We start from the raw sequence: 18,449 nt of genomic DNA on the forward strand, positions 1-18,449 counted from the left end.
AGAAACCATGTCAGAACAGACAGATCTTCAAAAAGAAAGAAGTGCGTACTGGCGCAAGAACCTGCAGATAATCGGCGGCTGCCTTGCCGTCTGGGCGATTGTGTCTTTCGGCCTCGGCATCGTGCTTGGGCCTGCCCTTAATAACTTCTCCATTGGCGGGTATCCCCTGGGCTTCTGGTTCGCCCAGCAGGGCTCGATTTATACCTTCCTCATTATCATCTTTTTCTACGCCTGGCGTATGAACAAGCTTGATAAAGAATTCAATGTCGACGAAGAATAAGGGGCAATCACAATGAGTTTGCAAGTTCTCAGCCTAATTGTCGTGGGCATGACCTTTGCCCTTTATATCGGCATTGCCATCTGGGCCCGAACCGGCAGCACTGCCGAATTCTATGTTGCCGGCAAGGGGGTCAACCCGATCGCCAACGGCATGGCGACGGCCGCCGACTGGATGTCCGCCGCGAGCTTCATCTCCATGGCGGGCCTCATCGCGTTCCTGGGCTACACCGGGGGCGCCTACCTGATGGGCTGGACGGGCGGCTACGTCCTCATGGCCCTGCTCCTTGCACCGTACCTGCGCAAGTTCGGCAAGTTCACGGTGCCGGAGTTCATCGGTGACCGCTTCTATTCCAAGGCGGCCCGGATCATCGCCGTAATCTCGCTGCTGGTGATCTCGATCACCTACGTTATCGGCCAGATGCGTGGTGTCGGCATCGCGTTCTCCAACATCCTGAACGTGCCGCTCACCGCCGGGCTGATCTCGGGCATGGTGATCGTGTTCATCTATGCGGTGTTCGGGGGCATGAAGGGGATCACCTACACGCAGATCGCCCAGTACTGCGTGATGATCTTCGCCTATACCGTGCCGGCGGTGTTCATCGCCTTCCAGCTCACCGGCAACCCGCTGCCGCAGCTCGGCCTCGGCTCGGAACTGGCCGGCGAAAACCGGTACCTGCTGGAAGCACTGGACCAGACCCTGGTCGATCTCGGCTTTGATCCCTACACCGGGGTGGCGGGCATGAGCATGACCAACATGTTCCTGCTCACACTGTCGCTGATGATCGGTACAGCTGGTCTGCCCCACGTCATCGTGCGGTTCTTCACGGTGCCGCGGATCCGCGATGCGCGGAAATCCGCCGGCTGGGCCCTGGTGTTCATCGCCCTTCTGTACACCACTGCTCCGGCCGTGGGCGCCATGTCCATGTGGAACTTCATAAACACGATGCAGCCGGGCGAAGTCGGCGATCCGGAAGGCAACGTCCTGCTCGAGGAAATGCCGCAGTGGACAGAACGCTGGCAGGAAACCGGGCTCCTCGCATTCGAGGACAAGAACGAGGACGGCCGGATCCAGTACTACAACGATGAGAACGAAGAGTTCGCCCAGATGGCCGAGGAAGAATGGGGCTGGGAGGGCAACGAGGTCACCACGCTGGACCGTGACATCATCGTTCTCGCCACGCCGGGTATCGCCAACCTGCCCAACTGGGTGATCGCCCTGGTGGCAGCCGGCGGCATCGCCGCGGCCCTGTCCACGGCGGCAGGTCTGTTGCTGGCCATCTCGTCCGCCATCTCCCACGACCTGCTCAAGGGCGTGATGATGCCTCACATCTCGGAGAAAGGAGAAATGCTTGCCGCCCGGCTCAGCATGGCTGGTGCCATTCTGTTTGCCGGCTACCTCGGGTTGAATCCACCAGGGTTCGCGGCAGAGGTGGTGGCGTTGGCATTCGGGTTCGCGGCAGCAAGCCTGTTCCCGACCCTGATGCTCGGCATCTTCTACCGGAAGATGAACAAGGCGGGCGCCATCGCCGGCATGCTGGCAGGCCTCGGCTCCACGGCCCTGTATATCTTCATCTACAAAGGCTGGTTCTTCTTCCCGGGAACGGCCATGCTGCCGGACTCCCAGGAGTACTGGCTGTTTGGCATCAACACCGGCTCCTTCGGTGCCATCGGTGCGCTGATCAACTTCACGGTGGCCATCATCGTGGCGAAGATGACCACGCCGCCGCCGCAGGAGATCCAGGAGCTCGTGGAAAGCGTGCGCGTGCCCCGGGCCGACTGACCCGGACACGCTCCCGGCCAGACGGGGTGTGGAGTGCTACGATGACGGCATCGGCACAGCCACACCCTGGCCGGGGCATCAGAACGGAAGGCCCGCCCCTGGCGGGCCTTTTTTTGTCCGGGGTGTTGGACCTGAAGGTCCAACCTACGCCCGACACTGCATACCGGGTGCGGGGTGCCGGGTGCCGGGTGCCGGGTGCCGGGACACCGGGGAACGGGGAACGGCGACGTAACCGGCGTAGGGTGGACCTTCAGGTCCACCATGGACTTCGGCAACCAGTTGCCTTTAAAGGCTCTGTCACGAGGACGGGCATGCGAAGATTCCTGGCGGATGTAGACGCAGCCGGCAGCATGAGTGCCATTGCGGCAACCGCAGGCAGGCTGCCACAGATCCAGTGCCGCCTGGTGGATGCCGGTCTCGCAGGCGTGCAGCAGGGCCGGCTCATGACGTGGTTGATTGATGCCCTCACCTGCCGGTTGATCGCGCTCGCCGAAACGGAACTCGGTAGTCCGCCGGGCCCGTACGCATGGCTGGCGTGCGGCTCCCAGGGGCGCCAGGAACAGACGGTCCACACCGATCAGGACAATGCCCTGATCATCGCGGACGGCGTGCCCGATGGCGCCGACGACTGGTTCGCCCGCCTGGGCACCATGGTGACCGACGGACTCTCCGCATGCGGCATCAGCCACTGCTCCGGTGGCGTGGGCCCGCACAATGCGGAATGGCGCCGCACGGCCTCTGGCTGGCGCGACGCCTTCGCCGCCATCATCCGCCGGCCGGACACGCGCTCGGTAATGCTGGCATCGCACTACTTCGATCTGCGCTGCGTGCACGGCGACGCGCGGCTGCTTGAGGAGGTGCGCCAGGACGCTCTGGCCGAAGCGCGCGCCAACCGGCTATTCCTGGCACGCGTCAAACAGAACGCCCTGCGCAGCCGTTCCGGCGTCGGCACCTTCGGCCGTTTCCGCCTTCAGCAGCGCGGGGCACTCCGTGGCACCCTGAGCCTCAAGCACCAGGCCCTGCTGCCCATCTCGCAACTGGCGCTGTCCCATGCCCTGGAGGCGGGCACGACGGCCCTGTCCACTGCGGATCGCATCCATGCCGCCCGCGACGCCGGAGTCATCTCCGCCGCCAGCGCCAGCGACCTGGGCACGGCATTCGCCTCGGTGTCGGACCTGCGTGCACGCCTGCTCGCAGATCAGCTCCGCTCCGGCGCGTCCCCCACGAACGAGATCCGGCCGAAGCGCCTGGGGGGGCTGGAACGACGCCATCTACGCGCGTCACTCACGGTGATCCGCCAGGCCCAGCACGCGCTCGCACAGGGGGTATGACCCATGACGTTCTCCGTGCCCTATCTCAGCGTCTTCCAGAGTTCGGTGGGTGACCTAATGGGCCCGGCACTCTGCCGGCTACAGCGCGGCACGCGCTGTGGCTTCGCCGTGCAGCAGCTTGCCGACACCGGCCAGGGCTGCGCCATCATCGTCGACCGCGACCAGCGGATCCAGGGCCTGCTGACCCGGGCTGACGTGATCCGCCGGGTCGCCTGCCGGGTTCCCGCCGATACCGCCGTGGAGGACGTCATGAGTCGCCCGGCTCTGATCGCGACCACGGCCATGCCCGCCTATCGCGCCCTGGCCGAACTGCAGGTGCAGCGAGAGCGATGGGCGCCCGTAGTCGACGCATCCGACCGACTTCAGGGCCTGTTCGACGCCCAGGCCGCACTGGCACACGGCCTCCCCGCCGCACTGCAGAGGCTATCCGCCGTGACCGCCCCCCCGACCAACCAGGGGCTGCGCCGCTGCCGGGACGGTCAGGCGCACATCATTGGCGGAATGGCAGGTGAAGGCGCATCGGCCGCCGCGATGCAGCAGATGCTTGCCAGTCTCAACGACGACCTCCACGCCCGTGCCCTGGACATGGCCATGGACGCCATGGCAGAAGATGGCTGGGGCCGTCCGCCGGTGGCGTTCTCCATGATCGTCATGGGCTCTGCGGGGCGCACCGAGAGCTTTCTTGACCCCGATCAGGACAACGGCTTTGTCATCGCCGACTATCCCGACCAGGACCACGGCCAGGTCGACCGCTACTTCATCGAGCTCGCACGGCGTACCACGCGATCCCTGGACGCGGCCGGAGTCCCGTTGTGCAAGGGCCACGTCATGGCCACGAACCCGCTCTGGCGCAAGACCCTGCCGCAGTGGCAGGCGCAGATCCGCGGCTGGCTGCGCCGCCGCACCGAAACGGGTTTTCTGCAGAGCAACATCCTGCTCGACTGCCGCTGTGTGGCCGGTGACCGGGAGCTTGCGGAGGCGCTCCGGGAATACCTGGTGCAACAGTTCGCCGCATCCCGGAGCTACGTGCGCGCGCTGACGCTGAACGAGTCAACGCGGGGCGTCGGCCTCGGCTGGTTCGACCGGCTGATCACGGAGTCCGAGGACAGTGCCCATCCGGGTGAACTGGACCTCAAGCGGCTCGGCCTGATGCCGATCGTTGAGGTCGCCCGGCTTTACGCCACGGCACACGGTATCACCGCTTTCGCGACCCGTGACCGGCTGGACGCCCTGGCGGATGCAAACGTCCTATCGAGCGGCGACGTCACGGCACTGAAGAACGCCCACGAGTTCATCGCCGGCCTGATCTTCCGACGCCAACTGGACGACCTGGCCCGGGAAGCGCCACCCGGCAAGCACATCACGCCGGGTTCACTCACATCGTCTGAGCAGGACACGCTGGTGACGAGCCTGAAGTCGGTGCAGGGAATGGTCAAACGCCTGGCACGGGATCTCGTCGGGACAGACGTCGCCGGGCCCGGCTAACTACTCCCGGGCCTTGCGGTAGGCCAGGAGCACGAAGCGGATGTTGTAGGCGAGGCCGATGGCCAGCGTCAGCCCGCCGGTCACCACAAACAGGACGAACAGGCCCGGAATGCCCATCAGCTGCCCGCTCCAGAGCGCGATGATGCTGATGACCGCAAGCGGAATCCCGATTTTCATCATCAGACGCAGCCACGGATCCGTGGAGATCTTCCCGACGTCGACTCCATCACTCATGAGGCTTCTCATTCCCGCTCGCGGATTGGTGGTTCATGTTAATTATGGGCCCTTTCTTCTTCAAGACGATTCGCCAGGCATTTCATTACGCTGAAACCGGTCTGTTCATGTCGACATTCCACGTCAGGATTCAAACGCCGACACCGACGCGGTGACCGATGAAACAAATCGATCGTTATGGTAACTTTTCCGTCTGAACAAGAGCCGGAGCCCACGTCGCATCCGGCCCAGAGGAGGAGAAACCCTATGGACCAGTCCGTCCTCATCGTGGACGATGAGCCGAATATCATTCTGTCGCTGCGCTTTCTCATGAAAGCCGAAGGGTACCGCGTCCGGGTCGCGCAGGATGGCAGCGAAGCCATTGCCGCCGTGCAGCAGGAAGCCCCGGACCTCATTCTCCTGGACGTCATGCTGCCGGGCCGCAACGGCTACCAGATCTGCGAGGAGCTGCGCGGCATGCCCGCCTGCGCCGATACGCGCATCATCATGCTGACGGCCCGCGGACGCTCCATCGACGCCGAGAAGGGCTTCGCCACGGGCGCCGACGACTACATCAGCAAACCGTTCTCGACCCGGGACCTGCTGCAACGGGCGAGGGATCTTCTGCCCGTCGCCGCAGCATGACGAGGCAACGATGCATCCGCGGCACCTGCTGGCCCTGATTTTCGCCGCCCTGGCACTGGCATCGGCCACGCTGGTCGCCGTCACCGTTCATCTGGTTGCACCCGCCGGAAGTGACATCGCCACCGTCGCGGCGCTGGCGGGAGGCGCCGGAGCCGCGGCGCTGATCATGGTGGCGTGGTTTGTCCTGGACCGCCTGATCATGCGCCCGTCGCGCAAACTTATCCGTGGTATCCGCGCGCTGCTGGAATCCCGCTCCCCGGAGCAGGGGCTGCCCCTGCCCCGCCATCACGCCCTGGGCAGCCTGCCCGACGTCACCGCCGAGCTGGCGGAGGCGCTGAAACAGTCGCGGGGCGAGATCCGCAAGGCCATGAACGATGCCACTGAGCGGGTGGAGGAGCAAAAGACCTGGCTGGAAGTCATCCTGCAGAGTCTCAGCGAGGGTGTGCTGGTGTGCAACCGGCAGAATCAGATCCTGCTCTACAACAACGCCGCGGTCTCCATTCTCGACCTGCCGGAGACCATCGGCCTCGGGCGACCCCTTTTCAACATCCTCTCCCGGGCTCCCGTCCAGCACACCCTGGAGCGCCTGGAGCGGCACCACGCCGCCGGCGCGGCGTCAGGCTCCGAGCTCACGGCACCGTTCGTGTGCAGCAGCGCCGACTCCCGGCAGATGCTGCACGCCCGCATGGCATTGATCCTGGACAACCAGGATGCCATCACCGGCCACCTGATCACGCTGGTGGACATCTCGGACGACGTCGCCCTGCTCGCCCGCGGGGACGCCATCCGCCTGGCCCTGACCCGCGACCTGCGCGGCATCGTGGGCAACGTGCGCGCCGCAGCGGAAACCATCACCAGCTACCCCGACATGGATCCGGACGAACGCCGCTCCTTCGATGACGTCATCCTCCGGGAGAGCGAGTCACTGAGCAGCCGGGTCGAGGAGCTCGGACAAGAGATCCGTGGCCAGCTACTCGGCCGCTGGCCCATGGCGGACATCTACACCAGTGATCTCGTGAGCTGTGTTCAGGAGCGTCTCACGGACCTCGCCGCGGCGAAGATCAACCTGGTCGGCATGCCCCTGTGGCTGCACGGCGACAGCCTGTCGCTCATGCAGGCCCTGGAATGCCTCATCCGCGCCGTCCATACCGAGACCGGTGCCACCGAGTTCGACATCGAGTCCCTGCTCGCCGACCAGGCCGTGTACCTGGATGTCCGCTGGCGTGGCAAGCCGCTGTCGGCCGAAGTGCTGGAGCGCTGGCTGGATACACCCTGTGATGACGACACCAGCGGGCCGCGCATGCGTGAGGTACTGGAGCGACACGACTGCGAACCGTGGAGCCAGGGCGGGCGCCAGGAGCACCAGGCGATCGTGCGGCTGCCGCTGCCGGCACCGAACCGGCCACAGTTTCTCCCGGAGCCGCGCCGCCTGCCCGCCCGCCCCGAGTTCTACGATTTCGGACTCATGCGTAGGCACGCCGGCGACGAGGAGCTTGCCGCCACACCGCTGCGGGATCTGTCGTTCGTGGTGTTCGACTGCGAGATGACCGGCCTCGACCCGACCGGGGGCGACGAGATCATCTCCATCGCCGGAGTCCGGGTCGTCAAGCACCGCGTGCTTACCGGCGAGACCTTCGAGCGGCTGGTCAATCCCGGCCGGACGATTCCGCAGGCCTCGACACGGTTCCATGGCATCACGGATGCCGACGTGGAGGACAAACCCGAGATCCAGGTGGTGCTGCCCCAGTTCAAGGCGTTCGTGGGGGACGCCGTCATGGTCGCCCACAACGCCGCGTTCGACATGAAGTTCATCAGCCTGCGACAGGGCGAAGCGGGCGTGGAGTTCGACAACCCGCTGCTCGATACCCTGCTGCTGTCATCCATGCTCGACGGCGAGGAGGAGGATCACTCCCTGGACGCGCTGTGTGACCGCTACGGGATCACCATCAGTGGCCGCCATACGGCGCTGGGCGACACCCTGGGCACGGCGGAACTGCTGGTGCGGCTGATCGACCGGCTGGAGGCGAAGGGGCTGGATACCTTTGGCGAGGTCATGAAAGCCTCGAACATGGCCGCGCAGATCCGTCACCGCTCGGCCATGGTCTCCACATCACGCCACATGTAATCAGGCGGACTGTGTCAGCCGCTGGAGCTGACCAAACGTCGTGGTGTCCCCGAGCACGTCCTGCAGCGTGAACGTATTGAGCTGGTCAATGAAGGCGGTGCGCGCACTCTCCAGGACGGCCTTCAGGGAGCAGCCCCCGCACAGCGGACAGGGCTGGCGGTTGCAGTCCATGATGGCCATGGACTCCTCCATGGCGAGCACGATATCCCCGATGCGCATGGTCTCCGGCGGTGCGCCCAGCGTCAGCCCCCCTGCCCGCCCTTTGGTGGTAATGAGGTACCCGTGCTGGGCCAGCCGATGGACCACCTTGCGGAGGTGTTCCAGGGAGATATCGTAAGACTGCGCAATCTCGCGCATGGTCACGCGCCGATCGCGGTGCGCACCGGCATACATCAGCACGCGCAGGCCGTAATCCGTGTGATAAGTCAGTTCCATGCCTCAGGATACCCCAACCTCAACCCGTCTCTGAATACTCACGCGCCCGACGGGCCGCGGACAAGCCGCAGCTGCCACAGCTCCGGCCCCCACTGGACGGCCTCCCAATCGAACCGTTCACTGTAATGGCTCTGCAGGTGATCCAGCAGCCGCTGTGGCTCCGTGCCCGCGATCAGTAAGACATCCTCCCCCGGCTGCAGTACCGAAAGCGTCATCTCGAGCAGCGGGAGGCGCTCCCGAGGATCGTGGACGCGCAGATCAAGCACCGCGCTGTACTGACGGTGGGCTGCCGGACGCTGCGATTCATTCACCATGTCTGTGCCAGCCTTCACGAAAAACTCCGCGAATGGTACCGGCGGGCCTGCCGGAGCACCAGCAGCATACGCTTATGCGATGCCGGTCTTTGGTTGGCGCTTGTTAAATGTATATGATATCCATCATTGACCAGTCTACGCTGGACGAACCGCCCGACCAACACCCCCTGGAGCGCACCATGACCTTTGTCGTCACGGATAACTGCATTAAGTGCAAGTACACCGATTGCGTGGAAGTCTGCCCGGTGGATTGCTTCCACGAGGGGCCGAACTTTCTGGCCATCGACCCGGACGAGTGCATCGACTGCACCCTGTGCGAGCCTGAATGCCCCGCCGAGGCCATCTACTCCGAGGATGATCTGCCCGACGAGATGAGTCACTTCCTCGAACTCAACGCCGAGCTCGCCCAGCAGTGGCCCGTGATCACCGAGCAGAAAGACCCGCCCGAAGACGCCGAAGAGTGGGACGGCAAACCCAATAAACTGCCGTACCTTGAGCGGTGAGCACGGGTCGATTTGCAAGGCGCCGGCCGATCGGATAGAAAAGCGGCATGACTGAGCAGGCATCCGATCCCGTCAACGACTGCAAACGTGCCGTGCGGGAGGCAGCGCTCGCGCGCCGAGCGGCGCTGTCCCCGGCGCAACGCGAGGAACGCAGCCGACGCATCCGCCAGCGGCTCCTGGCCCATCCGGCGGTTGCGGCCGCCCGGCGGTTATTCACCTTCGTCTCATTCGACACCGAGGTGGATACCCACGGCATTATCGACGCACTGCTTGCGGACGACCGGAGCATCGCCATCCCCCGCATCATGGATGCCCACACAATCCGCGCCGTGCCCATGACCGGCTGGGGTGATCTGGAGACCGGCCGCTGGGGCATCCTCTCGCCGCGCGACGACACGTCGGCCACCGGGCCGTTCGACGTCGCCATCATCCCGGGCGTCGGCTTCACGGAGCAGGGCGGGCGCATCGGTCACGGCCGCGGCTACTACGATCGCTGGCTTGCGGCCAATACGGTGTATACGACAATCGCGCTTGCGTTCGAGTGCCAGATCGTGCCGGAACTCCCGCTGGAACCCCACGACCGCCCCGTGGACATCATCGCCACGGAAGAGCGTCTGCTGGAACCCCGTCGCCAGGCCTGACGTTTACTGCACCGCAGCACTGGCGCAGGCCCAACATCCGTGTTAGGGTTCCGTCTGCGTTGTACCCGCCCTCTTGTTCCCGCACCTCTCGTGCGCCGGTTCCCCAGGTGGCCGGTCCCCGCAGCTCATCGCGGACTGTTTTACTGCCAGGGTCTTTCCTCGATAAGCACACAATCCGGAATACATCCGGAACGCCAGCCCTGGCTGTTCAAAAACAGGAACTATCTTGATGTCATTCGATCAACTCGGCCTCAGCGCCGATCTTCTGCGTGCCGTGAAAGAACAAGGCTACGACACGCCCTCTCCCATCCAGGCGCGCTCCATTCCCAGCGCCCTGGCCGGGAAAGACCTGCTCGCCAGCGCCCAGACGGGCACCGGCAAGACCGCGGCATTCACGCTGCCGCTGCTCGACAAGCTTACGGCCGCGGGCCCGCAGAAGCCGCGCCGCGTGCGCGCCCTGGTGCTCACCCCGACCCGCGAACTGGCGGTTCAGGTGACCGAGAGCGTGCGCAGCTATGGCAAGCATCTCCCGCTCAAGTGCACGGCCATCTACGGTGGCGTCGGGATCGGCCCGCAGATTCGCGACCTGGAGCGCGGCACGGACATTCTCGTGGCCACGCCCGGCCGCCTGATGGATCACATGCAACGCGGCACCATCAAGCTCGACAACGTCGACATGCTGGTCATGGACGAAGCCGATCGCATGCTCGACATGGGCTTTCTGCCGGCCATCGAGCGGATCGTGAAGACGCTGCCGAAACAGCACCAGACGCTGCTGTTCTCCGCCACGTTCTCGCCGTCGATCACCAAACTTGCGAATCGCTTCCTGAACCAGCCGGAAGTCATCGAGACGGCCCAGCGCAACGCGGCCGCCGCCGCGGTTGATCAGAGCGCCTTCATGGTCGACTCGGAGCGCAAGCGCGAGCTGCTGACTCACCTGATCGGCTCTGGCGACTGGCGCCAGGTTCTGGTGTTCACCCGCACCAAGCGCGGTGCGGACAAGCTGGCGAAGCAGCTCGAACAGGACGGCATCCGCTCCACGGCTATCCATGGCAACAAGAGCCAGGCCGCGCGCAACAAGGCGCTGAAAGCGTTCAAGCATCACAACGTCCGCGCCCTGATCGCCACGGACGTCGCTGCCCGGGGGATCGACATCGACCACCTGCCCTATGTGGTCAACTTCGACATCCCCACCAATCCGGAAGACTACGTGCACCGCATCGGTCGCACCGGTCGCGCCGGTCAGGAAGGCAATGCCGTTTCGCTGGTCTGCGCCGATGAGGCACGTGACTTCGCCGGAATCCGCAAGCTGGTGAACACGGACATTCCGGCCGAGATCCACGAGGGCTTCGAGCCCCAGAAGCGTGTTGCCAGCGCGCCGAAACGTGGTCGCGGCAACAACAGCCAGGGTCGGCCGCCCCGCCGCCCGCGCAGTGGCGCATCGACCCGCAACTCGCGTGCCGGAAACAGCCGGTAACTCGCGTCTGCTGCCGCCGGCCAGAAGCCGGCGGCAGTGCCTCTCCTTACGCCCAGCGGCGGTCGCCGTGTCCGTACTCCTGCTCGCCGGCACAGCCTGAGCCGACACGGAACGCTTCGAGCTTGGCGACTTCGAAATCGAGAACGGCGAAGTGATCGAGGACGCGTTCCTGACCTATGTCACCCACGGCGAACTGCCGGCATGGGAGGAGACTACGAGGACGCCCTGCGATCAATTCAGGCGCACGCGCTGATCATGCCCGGTACCAAGGGCATCCTGCATCCGCCGGGTGACTCGCGCGTTCTTCAACGAGTTCCGCAACTGAACCCGTTAACCGCGGGCATACCGCGTCAGTAGCCGATCCAGGTTGTTCGCGAACGCCTGCCGATCCTTCTGATTCATGGCCGGCGCACCACCGGTATCCACACCGCTGGCGCGCAGGGTGTCCATGAAATCGCGCATATTCAGGCGCGAGCGGATGTTCTCCCGCGTATGCAACTCGCCCCGCGGGCTCAGCGCATGACCGCCTGCTTCGATGACTTCCGCAGCCAATGGAATGTCGCCCGTCACCACGAGATCATCAGGCTCCACCCGGCGCACGATTTCGTGATCCGCCACGTCGAACCCCGCGGCCACCTGCAGGAAATGGATCACCGGCGAGCGGGGTATCCGTATCGGCTGATTGGCGACCAGGGTCAACTGCACCCCGGTGCGCTCGGCCGCCTTGAACAGAATCTCCCGCACCACCACCGGACAGGCGTCCGCGTCCACCCAGATTTTCATATCGCGCAGCCTCTCCATCGACGCCGGGCATGACCTGCGTCAAACCCTTGCCACAATCCCCGAATGATACTGGTTTTCGTCCAGTACTGCTTTCGAGGGAGACCGTCGTCATGCCCCGATCATCTGTCCGACCCCTGTGGCTTTTGCCAGCGGCTCTGCTTGGCGGATATGCAGCACTCGCCCTCCTGCCCATGGCCCTGGGCGCAGCCCAGGGGCTGACACCCCGCCCCTGGCGCGACGATCTGGCCACCGGCCTCGGCATGTCGGGTTTCGCCATGCTGCTGATGGAATTTCTCCTGTCGGGGCGCTTCAAGGGCCTGTCCGCGCGCATGGGCATGGACCGGGTCATGCAGTTCCACCAGATCATGGCCTACGTGCTGGTCGCGTTCTTACTGCTGCACCCCTTCCTCTACACACTCCCCATGGGCGCGCCTGCGCCACTGGACCGTGACGCCCACACCTGGCTGAGTCTGCCGCTACTGCCGGGTCTCAGCGGCCTGCTGGCCTGGATTGCACTGGGTCTGCTTGTATTCATGGCCATCGCCCGGGACGGCCTGCCCATGCGTTACGAGACCTGGCGGCTGAGTCACGGGATCGGCGCCGTGGTGATCGCGCTGTTCGGCCTGCACCATACCCTGGAAGCCGGCCGTTACAGCCAGGACGGGCTGCTCGCCGGCTTCTGGATACTCGCGGCACTGGTTGCCATCGCCTCGCTGGTACACGTACACCTGATCATCCCGCTGCGCCAGCGCCGCCACCCCTACCGGGTCACCGCCGTGCGGCCGGAAGCCGAGCGGACCTGGACCATCGAGCTGGAACCGGACCGCAAGAGTGGCCATCCCGGCACGCCCCTGCCCTTCCGGGCAGGACAGTTCGCCTGGCTGAAGCTGGAACGCCCGCTGTTCCGCATGACCGAGCACCCTTTCTCCATCAGCTCGGCGCCCGCCGACTGGCCGCGCGTCGCTTTCACCATCAAGGAAGCGGGAGACTTCACCGGCCGCATCGCCGAAGTGCCCCCGGGCACACCCGCCTATCTGGACGGGCCTTACGGGCATTTCACCCTTGAACCGGAAGATGGCCGCGCGCTGGTATTCGTCGCCGGTGGCGTCGGCATGGCACCCATCATGGCGCTGTTGCGACAGCTGCAGCATGACGGCGCCGACCGCCCGATCACGGTCATCCAGGGCAATCGCACGGCAGGTCAGATCCTCTACGCCGACGAGCTGGATGCCATGGCCGGGACACTCCCCCTGACCGTCCACCACGTCCTCGCGGAGCCGCCCGACGGGTGGACCGGCCACCGCGGCGTTCCCGACCGGGCACTGCTGGAGACGGTGCTTCCCGCAGAGCGACGTACAGGAGCGGTCTATTACCTCTGTGGCCCACCGGCCATGACTGATGCGCTGGAGGAGACACTGCTGTCGGATTTCGGCGTTCCGGCCAGCCAGGTCATCGCCGAGCGGTTCCGCTACACACTGGGCGGCCGGCGCAGCAGCGCCCGGCGCCTCGTCTACGGCGTACTGGGGACCGCAGCCGTGATCCTCGTCGGCATCATGTGGTTCGCCGGAGCCTGACGCCGTGGTTACGCGGCCACCCGGTTGCGGCCCTTTTTCTTCGCCCGGTAGAGCGCCTCGTCGGCCGCCTTGATCACGTCTTCGGCCGAGGGCGTGTCCCGGGTGCGCTCGGCGACGCCGATGCTGATAGTCACGTGCACGGCCTTGCGGGCCGAACCGCCGCTGCCCCGTTTCTTTTCGCCCGACTTCTGATCAGGTCGGTCGCTCCCACGCAGCACCATCCTGTAGGCGGCGATTGTCTCACGCACCTCTTCCAGATAGGGTTTGGCCTGTTTTGCGGTCTTGCCGGGAAAAACGATGGTGAACTCTTCGCCGCCATAGCGATACGCCTTGCCCCTGCCCCCGACTGCACGAATCCGGGCCGCCACCAGCTTCAGCACCTGATCGCCCACGTCGTGGCCATGGGTGTCGTTGAACTTCTTGAAGTGATCCACATCGAGCATGGCGATGGCGTAGTTCCGCCCGAGGGCCGCCAACCGCTGATTCAGGGCCCGGCGCGCGGGCAATCCGGTGAGATCATCCCGGTAGGCGATGTAGTGCGTGTTGAACACCAGACTGGCCAGGAGAATCACCGCCGCCGCCGCCGCATACGCCTCCGGTGCGTCGGTCACCCCCGCCCGGCCGAACAGCAACGCAAGCGCGCCGATCATCACCACCGCGCCGGCCTCCAGGGGGGTTCCCCGCCGATGCGTCACCCACAGCACTGCAGCGACACCAATGACCAACGCTGCCACGGCGGTATCCGACAGATGCAACCAGGGCACGGCCGCATTCAGGGCATTGAAAGCCAGCGCCTGCAGCACGTCATTGCGCTCGGCGGCAATCACCCAGATCACGAATCCGGCCTGAACCCCGACGATCAGGAACCGGAGCAAAGCATGGCGGGTGAACACGCCTCGCTCGGGCAACAGCGTGAAGAGCAGCAGATTCAGGGGCACAAGCGTAGTGGCCGCGGTGAACAGGACTCCGGCTTCAAACCGGTTGTCAGGCAACAGCGCGTTGACCTCCGTGACACTCCAGTACGCCACCGCCAGCAATAACGCCATGCCCACAACCCGGCCCTGACCGAACATGACACCAAGCCCGGCGGCGATCGCACAGGCGGCATAGGGGAGGAGATGCAGCAACAGCCGGAAGGCCTCGGGCGCCTCCTGAGCATGAGGCAGGGCCACATGCGCGCCGATGAGAATCATCAACGGGACGGACAGCAGGCGCGCAGTGCCTATAACGGTGTGCAACGGTCGGTGCTCCAGGGGATGGGGGTCAACAGTCAGCTGAGTAGGCTACCACCCCCATGGCGGGCTTCCTTCCAACCCGTTCACATCCCGCGTGCCGCGTCCACGGGCACGGTGTACCGACGATTGTTATACTCCCGCGCTTCGCTACCAATCACGATAAATCAACATCCCGGCAAGTCATGGCAAACGAGCAGGCGGCGCAGCAGGTATTCAAGAATGGTCTGAGAGCGATCGCGCCGATGCTCCCGGGCGTGGTGCCGTTCGGCATGACCACCGGGATCGCCGCGACCGAGGCGGGCCTGGCCCCCCTCATGAGCATGGGCATGTCGCTCATCATCTTCGCCGGCGCGGCCCAGCTCGTGATCGCGCAACTGATCGGCGATGGTGCGCTGCCGCTGATCATCGTGCTCACGGGCCTGATTATCAATCTGCGCATGGTCATGTACAGCGCATCGCTCGCCCCGTATCTCGGCCATCTGTCCACGCGCTGGAAGGCGGCCATAGCCTATCTGCTCACAGACCAGGCCTATGCCGTATCCATTACCCACTTCATGCACGCAGGCGTGGGTCAGCATCGCCAGTGGTTCTACATGGGCACGGCATTTCCGCTGTGGGTACTGTGGCTGCTGGCAACGGCGGCCGGGATCTGGCTCGGGGCTGCCGTGCCGCCAGGGTGGCAGATCGGGTTCGCGCTGCCCCTGGTCTTCCTGGTGCTACTGGTGCCGGTCATCCGTGACCGCCCCAGCGCCGCAGCGGCGCTCACGGGCGGTGGCGTCGCCCTTGCGGCCCACGACGCGCCCTACCATCTCGGCCTGACCATCGGGGCCATTGCCGGTGTCGCCACGGGGGTCAGCGCCGAACTCGCGCTCCACCGACGCAGGAGTTCGCCATGAGCGCCTTCGCCATCTGGAGCATGATCGTCATCATCGGCCTGGGCACGTTCCTGCTCCGTTTCTCCGGCCTGCAGCTCCTGGGCCAGGGCAGCATGCCTGACTGGCTGGCACGCACGTTGCGCTACGTGCCCGCTGCGGTCATCGCCGCCATTGTCGTACCTGCCATCGTCCACGGCGGCCCGGCACCCGGGTTCAGCCTGGACAACACCCGATTGCTAGCCGGACTGATCGCCGCGGCGGTCGCCTGGAGCACCCGCAGCGTGCTGGCAACCCTCGGTATCGGCATGGCCAGCCTCTGGGCGCTGGAGTGGTTCGCCGGAAACCTGCCCTGATGAGCGAAACCCTGCGCCACCATGTACACTTTCTGACGACGGCGGCGCGCGACGGAACCGAGCCGTCCGATCCCGGAGGCCCGCGTCCCCCGCGATCCTCGAATGAATGAACTTCCGATGGATCAGAAGTGCCGCGGCGAGCGTATGTCATGCATGGCAAGGGTAAAGGGAATCCCATGAGCTCGGAGAAGAGCACGTACATCGACTTCGCACCCGGGGAGCAACGGCTACTCCGCTATACCATCGTCGCCCTGAGCGCCGTCACCCTGATCTGCACGATCGTGTTCGTCATCTGGGTGCTCGGCCAGATCATCGGCGCCCTGCATGCGCTGGTTTTCCCCCTCGCGATCGCCGGCGTGCTCGCACTGGTCCTTTTCCCGATCGTGGAGCTGTTCGAGCGCCTGTTTCGCATGAACCGCCTGAGTGCGGTCGTCTCGCTGTTCCTGCTTCTGTTCGGGCTGTTTATCACGGTGATGGTTCTGGTTCTGCCGGCCGCCGTGAATCAGGGCAGCCAGTTCTTCCAGTCAGTGCCGGAGATGGCCGAGCGCGGCCATGACAGCCTGTCGGCTCGGTTCCCGAAGGCGCTGCCGATGCTGGAGGACGCCATCACCGAGATGGAGATCCAGTCGATTCTGCCGAATGCGGAAGAAGCCGCAGATCGCACCATGGCGTACATCGGCTTCCTGGTGGGGCTCGGTTTCGTCCCCCTGTATCTGTTCTTTGCGCTGCTCTCCGGCAGTCGCATCAAGGATTACGCCAAGAGCATGCTGTTCCTGTTCACGCAGAAGACCCAGAACGAGGTGCTCTACCTGGGGCAGCTGTTCATCGACTACATCACCGCCTTCTTCCGCGGACAGCTCACCATCGCGCTGATCATGGGCGTAATGATGGCGATCGGCTTCACGTTCGTGGGCCTGGAGGCAGCGATCTACTTCGGCCTCGCGCTGGGCCTGCTGAACATCGTGCCTTACCTGGGTTTCATCGTCGGTGTAGTGACGGTGCTGCCCGTCGCCTATTTCCAGCCGGACGGCGGAGCCCAGCTCGTCATGCTGGTGCTGGCGGTCATCGCGTTCACCCAGCTGGTGGAGAGTATCCTGCTCACGCCCAAGATCATGGCCGACCGCTCGGGCCTGCACCCCGCGCTGGTGGTGATCTCGATCCTGTTCTGGGGAACCGCCCTGGGCGGCGTGGTCGGCATGATTCTCGCTGTCCCGCTGACCGCATTTCTCGTTACCCTCGGCAAACACGTCAAGAGCAGGCTCTACACCACCATACGACCCGACGATGTCGACCGGGAGATACTCAGCGAAACCATTGGCGACGAGCGCCATCACACCTGACGGGATCCGAAACCCGTCCCTGAAGTGACACGGAGGAGACGACCATGGCGACGAAAGAGAGCGGACACCAGACGACCGATCAAGTGGCAGGCAAGGCCCATGAAGCGGTGGACAAGGCCGCCGAGTCTGCAGCCAGGGCGGAAGAATACGCCCGGGAGCACGCATCGCACGCCGATGAGCGGGTTCGTGAGGCCGCGGCACACGGCCGGCAGCGCGCCGATGATGTGCTCGACCGCGTGAATACCTACGTTCGCGAGAACCCGTTGATGTCCATCGGCATCGCCTTTGTGGCGGGCGCCCTGTACTCGTCGCTGACGCGTCGCCGGTAACGCGCGGCATGCAGGACGCCGAAACGGGTGACGCGACCCGGAGCAACCGGCAGGAGGGCGAACCGGAACAGTCCTTCAGCGATCCAGGCACGGAGAGTGGCGGCTTCGCCGACATGGCGACCCTGTTTGCCCTGATCGGCGCCTCCGTTCGGGACACCGCCCGGCTACTCGGCCTGGAAACGCGCCTGGTGGTCAAGACCGTCGTGATGATGGTCGTGCTCGGGGTCGTGCTCGCGCTGGTGCTGGTGGGTGTGTGGCTTTCGGTGACGCTTGTTGTTGCCGCAGGCCTTTACGAATACACCCGCCTCGGGGTGACGCTGAGCGTTGCCGCCGCATCGCTGATCAACCTCCTGTGCGCCGGAGCACTGCTCCTGGTGCTGAAACGGCTGGCCCGCCGGCTGGCATTTCCGGAGACGCGGCTTGCGGTGCGCACCCTGCTTGACGACGCCTCCCGCACCATGGGTCAACAGGAGTAGCGCCGTGTCCTCGCTGGAGCACAGGGTCGCAGAGCAACGGGACGCCGTCATGGCACGGGCGCCGGCCATCCGCACCCATAAGGCGCGGGCTCACGCTGCGCTACGCCACCCGGCCGTCCTGATCCCCGCCTTTCTCGGCGGCATGCTCGTCGCCCGGGGAATGCCTGCACTGCGTGCACTACCCAGAATCACCGAGCCGTTGGGGCGCCTGACGAACGAGCTTGGCAAGCTGGACGCCATCGTCAAACTGATCGCC

The 18,449-nt window shown here is 65.0% G+C and carries 21 protein-coding genes; 15 read left to right on the plus strand and 6 right to left on the minus strand.

Translation table 11 applies throughout. From position 1 onward, the window contains the following. Positions 1-7 precede the first annotated feature (7 nt). The 4 genes from ACNSTU_RS03595 (at position 8) to ACNSTU_RS03610 (ending at position 4,875) form a co-directional block, all read left to right on the plus strand. Positions 8-280 (plus strand): DUF4212 domain-containing protein, encoded by a 273-nt coding sequence (locus tag ACNSTU_RS03595; RefSeq protein ID WP_091639375.1) that lies wholly within the window; start codon positions 8-10, stop codon positions 278-280. A 12-nt stretch (positions 281-292) separates the two neighbouring features. Then, positions 293-2,059 (plus strand): sodium:solute symporter family protein, encoded by a 1,767-nt coding sequence (locus ACNSTU_RS03600; protein ID WP_290631172.1) that lies wholly within the window; start codon positions 293-295, stop codon positions 2,057-2,059. A gap of 311 nt (positions 2,060-2,370) precedes the next feature. Next, the gene (locus ACNSTU_RS03605) at positions 2,371-3,390 is read left to right on the plus strand and encodes a DUF294 nucleotidyltransferase-like domain-containing protein (protein ID WP_290631170.1); all 1,020 of its coding nucleotides are present in this window, start codon (positions 2,371-2,373) and stop codon (positions 3,388-3,390) included. A 3-nt stretch (positions 3,391-3,393) separates the two neighbouring features. Next, positions 3,394-4,875 carry a DUF294 nucleotidyltransferase-like domain-containing protein gene (locus ACNSTU_RS03610; protein ID WP_290631168.1) on the plus strand — a complete coding sequence of 494 codons (1,482 nt, stop codon included), beginning with the start codon at positions 3,394-3,396 and terminating at the stop codon, positions 4,873-4,875. Here ACNSTU_RS03610 and ACNSTU_RS03615 read toward each other — a convergent pair whose 3' ends face one another. Further along, positions 4,876-5,109, minus strand: coding sequence for a hypothetical protein (locus tag ACNSTU_RS03615; protein ID WP_290631166.1), 234 nt, complete (start codon positions 5,107-5,109; stop codon positions 4,876-4,878). 246 nt (positions 5,110-5,355) lie between these two features. Here ACNSTU_RS03615 and ACNSTU_RS03620 point away from each other — a divergent pair, with 246 nt between their 5' ends. Continuing rightward, on the plus strand, positions 5,356-5,733 hold the full coding sequence (locus ACNSTU_RS03620) for a response regulator transcription factor (protein ID WP_290631164.1): 378 nt from the start codon (positions 5,356-5,358) through the stop codon (positions 5,731-5,733). A 10-nt stretch (positions 5,734-5,743) separates the two neighbouring features. Next, the gene (locus ACNSTU_RS03625; protein ID WP_290631162.1) at positions 5,744-7,858 is read left to right on the plus strand and encodes a 3'-5' exonuclease; all 2,115 of its coding nucleotides are present in this window, start codon (positions 5,744-5,746) and stop codon (positions 7,856-7,858) included. Here ACNSTU_RS03625 and ACNSTU_RS03630 read toward each other — a convergent pair whose 3' ends face one another. Both ACNSTU_RS03630 and ACNSTU_RS03635 read right to left on the minus strand, forming a co-directional pair. Continuing rightward, on the minus strand, positions 7,859-8,293 hold the full coding sequence (locus tag ACNSTU_RS03630; RefSeq protein ID WP_290631160.1) for an RrF2 family transcriptional regulator: 435 nt from the start codon (positions 8,291-8,293) through the stop codon (positions 7,859-7,861). Between the two features lie 38 nt (positions 8,294-8,331). After that, on the minus strand, positions 8,332-8,625 hold the full coding sequence (locus tag ACNSTU_RS03635) for a DUF2249 domain-containing protein (RefSeq protein ID WP_290631158.1): 294 nt from the start codon (positions 8,623-8,625) through the stop codon (positions 8,332-8,334). Positions 8,626-8,786: 161 nt separating this feature from the next. On the opposite strand from ACNSTU_RS03635, the gene fdxA reads away from it, so the two are divergent. The 3 genes from fdxA to ACNSTU_RS03650 all read left to right on the plus strand — a co-directional run bounded on the left by fdxA (position 8,787) and on the right by ACNSTU_RS03650 (position 11,228). Continuing rightward, positions 8,787-9,110: a ferredoxin FdxA gene (fdxA, locus tag ACNSTU_RS03640; protein WP_290631189.1), complete on the plus strand. Its 324-nt coding sequence runs from the start codon at positions 8,787-8,789 to the stop codon at positions 9,108-9,110. Positions 9,111-9,157: 47 nt separating this feature from the next. Next, positions 9,158-9,751 carry a 5-formyltetrahydrofolate cyclo-ligase gene (locus tag ACNSTU_RS03645; protein ID WP_290631156.1) on the plus strand — a complete coding sequence of 198 codons (594 nt, stop codon included), beginning with the start codon at positions 9,158-9,160 and terminating at the stop codon, positions 9,749-9,751. Positions 9,752-9,980: 229 nt separating this feature from the next. After that, the gene (locus ACNSTU_RS03650) at positions 9,981-11,228 is read left to right on the plus strand and encodes a DEAD/DEAH box helicase (RefSeq protein WP_290631153.1); all 1,248 of its coding nucleotides are present in this window, start codon (positions 9,981-9,983) and stop codon (positions 11,226-11,228) included. 46 nt (positions 11,229-11,274) lie between these two features. Here ACNSTU_RS03650 and ACNSTU_RS03655 read toward each other — a convergent pair whose 3' ends face one another. Together ACNSTU_RS03655 and ACNSTU_RS03660 are read right to left on the minus strand one after the other, a co-directional pair. Then, positions 11,275-11,415, minus strand: coding sequence for a hypothetical protein (locus tag ACNSTU_RS03655; protein ID WP_290631151.1), 141 nt, complete (start codon positions 11,413-11,415; stop codon positions 11,275-11,277). A 143-nt stretch (positions 11,416-11,558) separates the two neighbouring features. Then, positions 11,559-12,011, minus strand: a complete 453-nt coding sequence (locus ACNSTU_RS03660; protein WP_290631149.1) for a YaiI/YqxD family protein — start codon at positions 12,009-12,011, stop codon at positions 11,559-11,561. A 110-nt stretch (positions 12,012-12,121) separates the two neighbouring features. Between ACNSTU_RS03660 and ACNSTU_RS03665 the strand changes: the two genes are divergently transcribed. Continuing rightward, positions 12,122-13,585 carry a ferric reductase-like transmembrane domain-containing protein gene (locus ACNSTU_RS03665; protein ID WP_290631147.1) on the plus strand — a complete coding sequence of 488 codons (1,464 nt, stop codon included), beginning with the start codon at positions 12,122-12,124 and terminating at the stop codon, positions 13,583-13,585. 8 nt (positions 13,586-13,593) lie between these two features. Here ACNSTU_RS03665 and ACNSTU_RS03670 read toward each other — a convergent pair whose 3' ends face one another. Continuing rightward, the gene (locus tag ACNSTU_RS03670; RefSeq protein ID WP_290631145.1) at positions 13,594-14,823 is read right to left on the minus strand and encodes a sensor domain-containing diguanylate cyclase; all 1,230 of its coding nucleotides are present in this window, start codon (positions 14,821-14,823) and stop codon (positions 13,594-13,596) included. 179 nt (positions 14,824-15,002) lie between these two features. Between ACNSTU_RS03670 and ACNSTU_RS03675 the strand changes: the two genes are divergently transcribed. The 5 genes from ACNSTU_RS03675 to ACNSTU_RS03695 all read left to right on the plus strand — a co-directional run bounded on the left by ACNSTU_RS03675 (position 15,003) and on the right by ACNSTU_RS03695 (position 18,193). Further along, the gene (locus ACNSTU_RS03675; protein WP_290637125.1) at positions 15,003-15,716 is read left to right on the plus strand and encodes an AzlC family ABC transporter permease; all 714 of its coding nucleotides are present in this window, start codon (positions 15,003-15,005) and stop codon (positions 15,714-15,716) included. Then, the gene (locus ACNSTU_RS03680; RefSeq protein ID WP_290631141.1) at positions 15,713-16,048 is read left to right on the plus strand and encodes an AzlD domain-containing protein; all 336 of its coding nucleotides are present in this window, start codon (positions 15,713-15,715) and stop codon (positions 16,046-16,048) included. Before ACNSTU_RS03675 ends, ACNSTU_RS03680 begins: the two co-directional genes overlap by 4 nt. Positions 16,049-16,224: 176 nt before the next feature. After that, entirely contained in the window at positions 16,225-17,388 is a 1,164-nt protein-coding gene (locus tag ACNSTU_RS03685) for an AI-2E family transporter (protein WP_290631139.1), read from the plus strand. Positions 17,389-17,432: 44 nt separating this feature from the next. Continuing rightward, positions 17,433-17,717, plus strand: a complete 285-nt coding sequence (locus tag ACNSTU_RS03690; RefSeq protein ID WP_290631137.1) for a DUF883 family protein — start codon at positions 17,433-17,435, stop codon at positions 17,715-17,717. An 8-nt stretch (positions 17,718-17,725) separates the two neighbouring features. After that, the gene (locus ACNSTU_RS03695; RefSeq protein ID WP_418212099.1) at positions 17,726-18,193 is read left to right on the plus strand and encodes a hypothetical protein; all 468 of its coding nucleotides are present in this window, start codon (positions 17,726-17,728) and stop codon (positions 18,191-18,193) included. Positions 18,194-18,449: the final 256 nt, after the last annotated feature.

Source organism: Aquisalimonas sp. APHAB1-3 (assembly GCF_048323695.1).
In the GTDB taxonomy this organism is placed as follows: Bacteria; Pseudomonadota; Gammaproteobacteria; order Nitrococcales; family Aquisalimonadaceae; genus Aquisalimonas.

Excerpts from the sequence above, each read along its gene's own strand:
- ACNSTU_RS03595 (WP_091639375.1), top strand. The coding sequence starts at position 8 with ATGTCAGAACAGACAGATCTTCAAAAAGAAAGAAGTGCGTACTGGCGC.
- ACNSTU_RS03600 (WP_290631172.1), top strand. The coding sequence starts at position 293 with ATGAGTTTGCAAGTTCTCAGCCTAATTGTCGTGGGCATGACCTTTGCC.
- ACNSTU_RS03605 (WP_290631170.1), top strand. The coding sequence starts at position 2,371 with ATGCGAAGATTCCTGGCGGATGTAGACGCAGCCGGCAGCATGAGTGCC.
- ACNSTU_RS03610 (WP_290631168.1), top strand. The coding sequence starts at position 3,394 with ATGACGTTCTCCGTGCCCTATCTCAGCGTCTTCCAGAGTTCGGTGGGT.
- ACNSTU_RS03615 (WP_290631166.1), bottom strand. The coding sequence starts at position 5,109 with ATGAGTGATGGAGTCGACGTCGGGAAGATCTCCACGGATCCGTGGCTG.
- ACNSTU_RS03620 (WP_290631164.1), top strand. The coding sequence starts at position 5,356 with ATGGACCAGTCCGTCCTCATCGTGGACGATGAGCCGAATATCATTCTG.
- ACNSTU_RS03625 (WP_290631162.1), top strand. The coding sequence starts at position 5,744 with ATGCATCCGCGGCACCTGCTGGCCCTGATTTTCGCCGCCCTGGCACTG.
- ACNSTU_RS03630 (WP_290631160.1), bottom strand. The coding sequence starts at position 8,293 with ATGGAACTGACTTATCACACGGATTACGGCCTGCGCGTGCTGATGTAT.
- fdxA (WP_290631189.1), top strand. The coding sequence starts at position 8,787 with ATGACCTTTGTCGTCACGGATAACTGCATTAAGTGCAAGTACACCGAT.
- ACNSTU_RS03645 (WP_290631156.1), top strand. The coding sequence starts at position 9,158 with ATGACTGAGCAGGCATCCGATCCCGTCAACGACTGCAAACGTGCCGTG.
- ACNSTU_RS03650 (WP_290631153.1), top strand. The coding sequence starts at position 9,981 with ATGTCATTCGATCAACTCGGCCTCAGCGCCGATCTTCTGCGTGCCGTG.
- ACNSTU_RS03660 (WP_290631149.1), bottom strand. The coding sequence starts at position 12,011 with ATGAAAATCTGGGTGGACGCGGACGCCTGTCCGGTGGTGGTGCGGGAG.
- ACNSTU_RS03665 (WP_290631147.1), top strand. The coding sequence starts at position 12,122 with ATGCCCCGATCATCTGTCCGACCCCTGTGGCTTTTGCCAGCGGCTCTG.
- ACNSTU_RS03675 (WP_290637125.1), top strand. The coding sequence starts at position 15,003 with ATGGCAAACGAGCAGGCGGCGCAGCAGGTATTCAAGAATGGTCTGAGA.
- ACNSTU_RS03680 (WP_290631141.1), top strand. The coding sequence starts at position 15,713 with ATGAGCGCCTTCGCCATCTGGAGCATGATCGTCATCATCGGCCTGGGC.
- ACNSTU_RS03685 (WP_290631139.1), top strand. The coding sequence starts at position 16,225 with ATGAGCTCGGAGAAGAGCACGTACATCGACTTCGCACCCGGGGAGCAA.
- ACNSTU_RS03690 (WP_290631137.1), top strand. The coding sequence starts at position 17,433 with ATGGCGACGAAAGAGAGCGGACACCAGACGACCGATCAAGTGGCAGGC.
- ACNSTU_RS03695 (WP_418212099.1), top strand. The coding sequence starts at position 17,726 with ATGCAGGACGCCGAAACGGGTGACGCGACCCGGAGCAACCGGCAGGAG.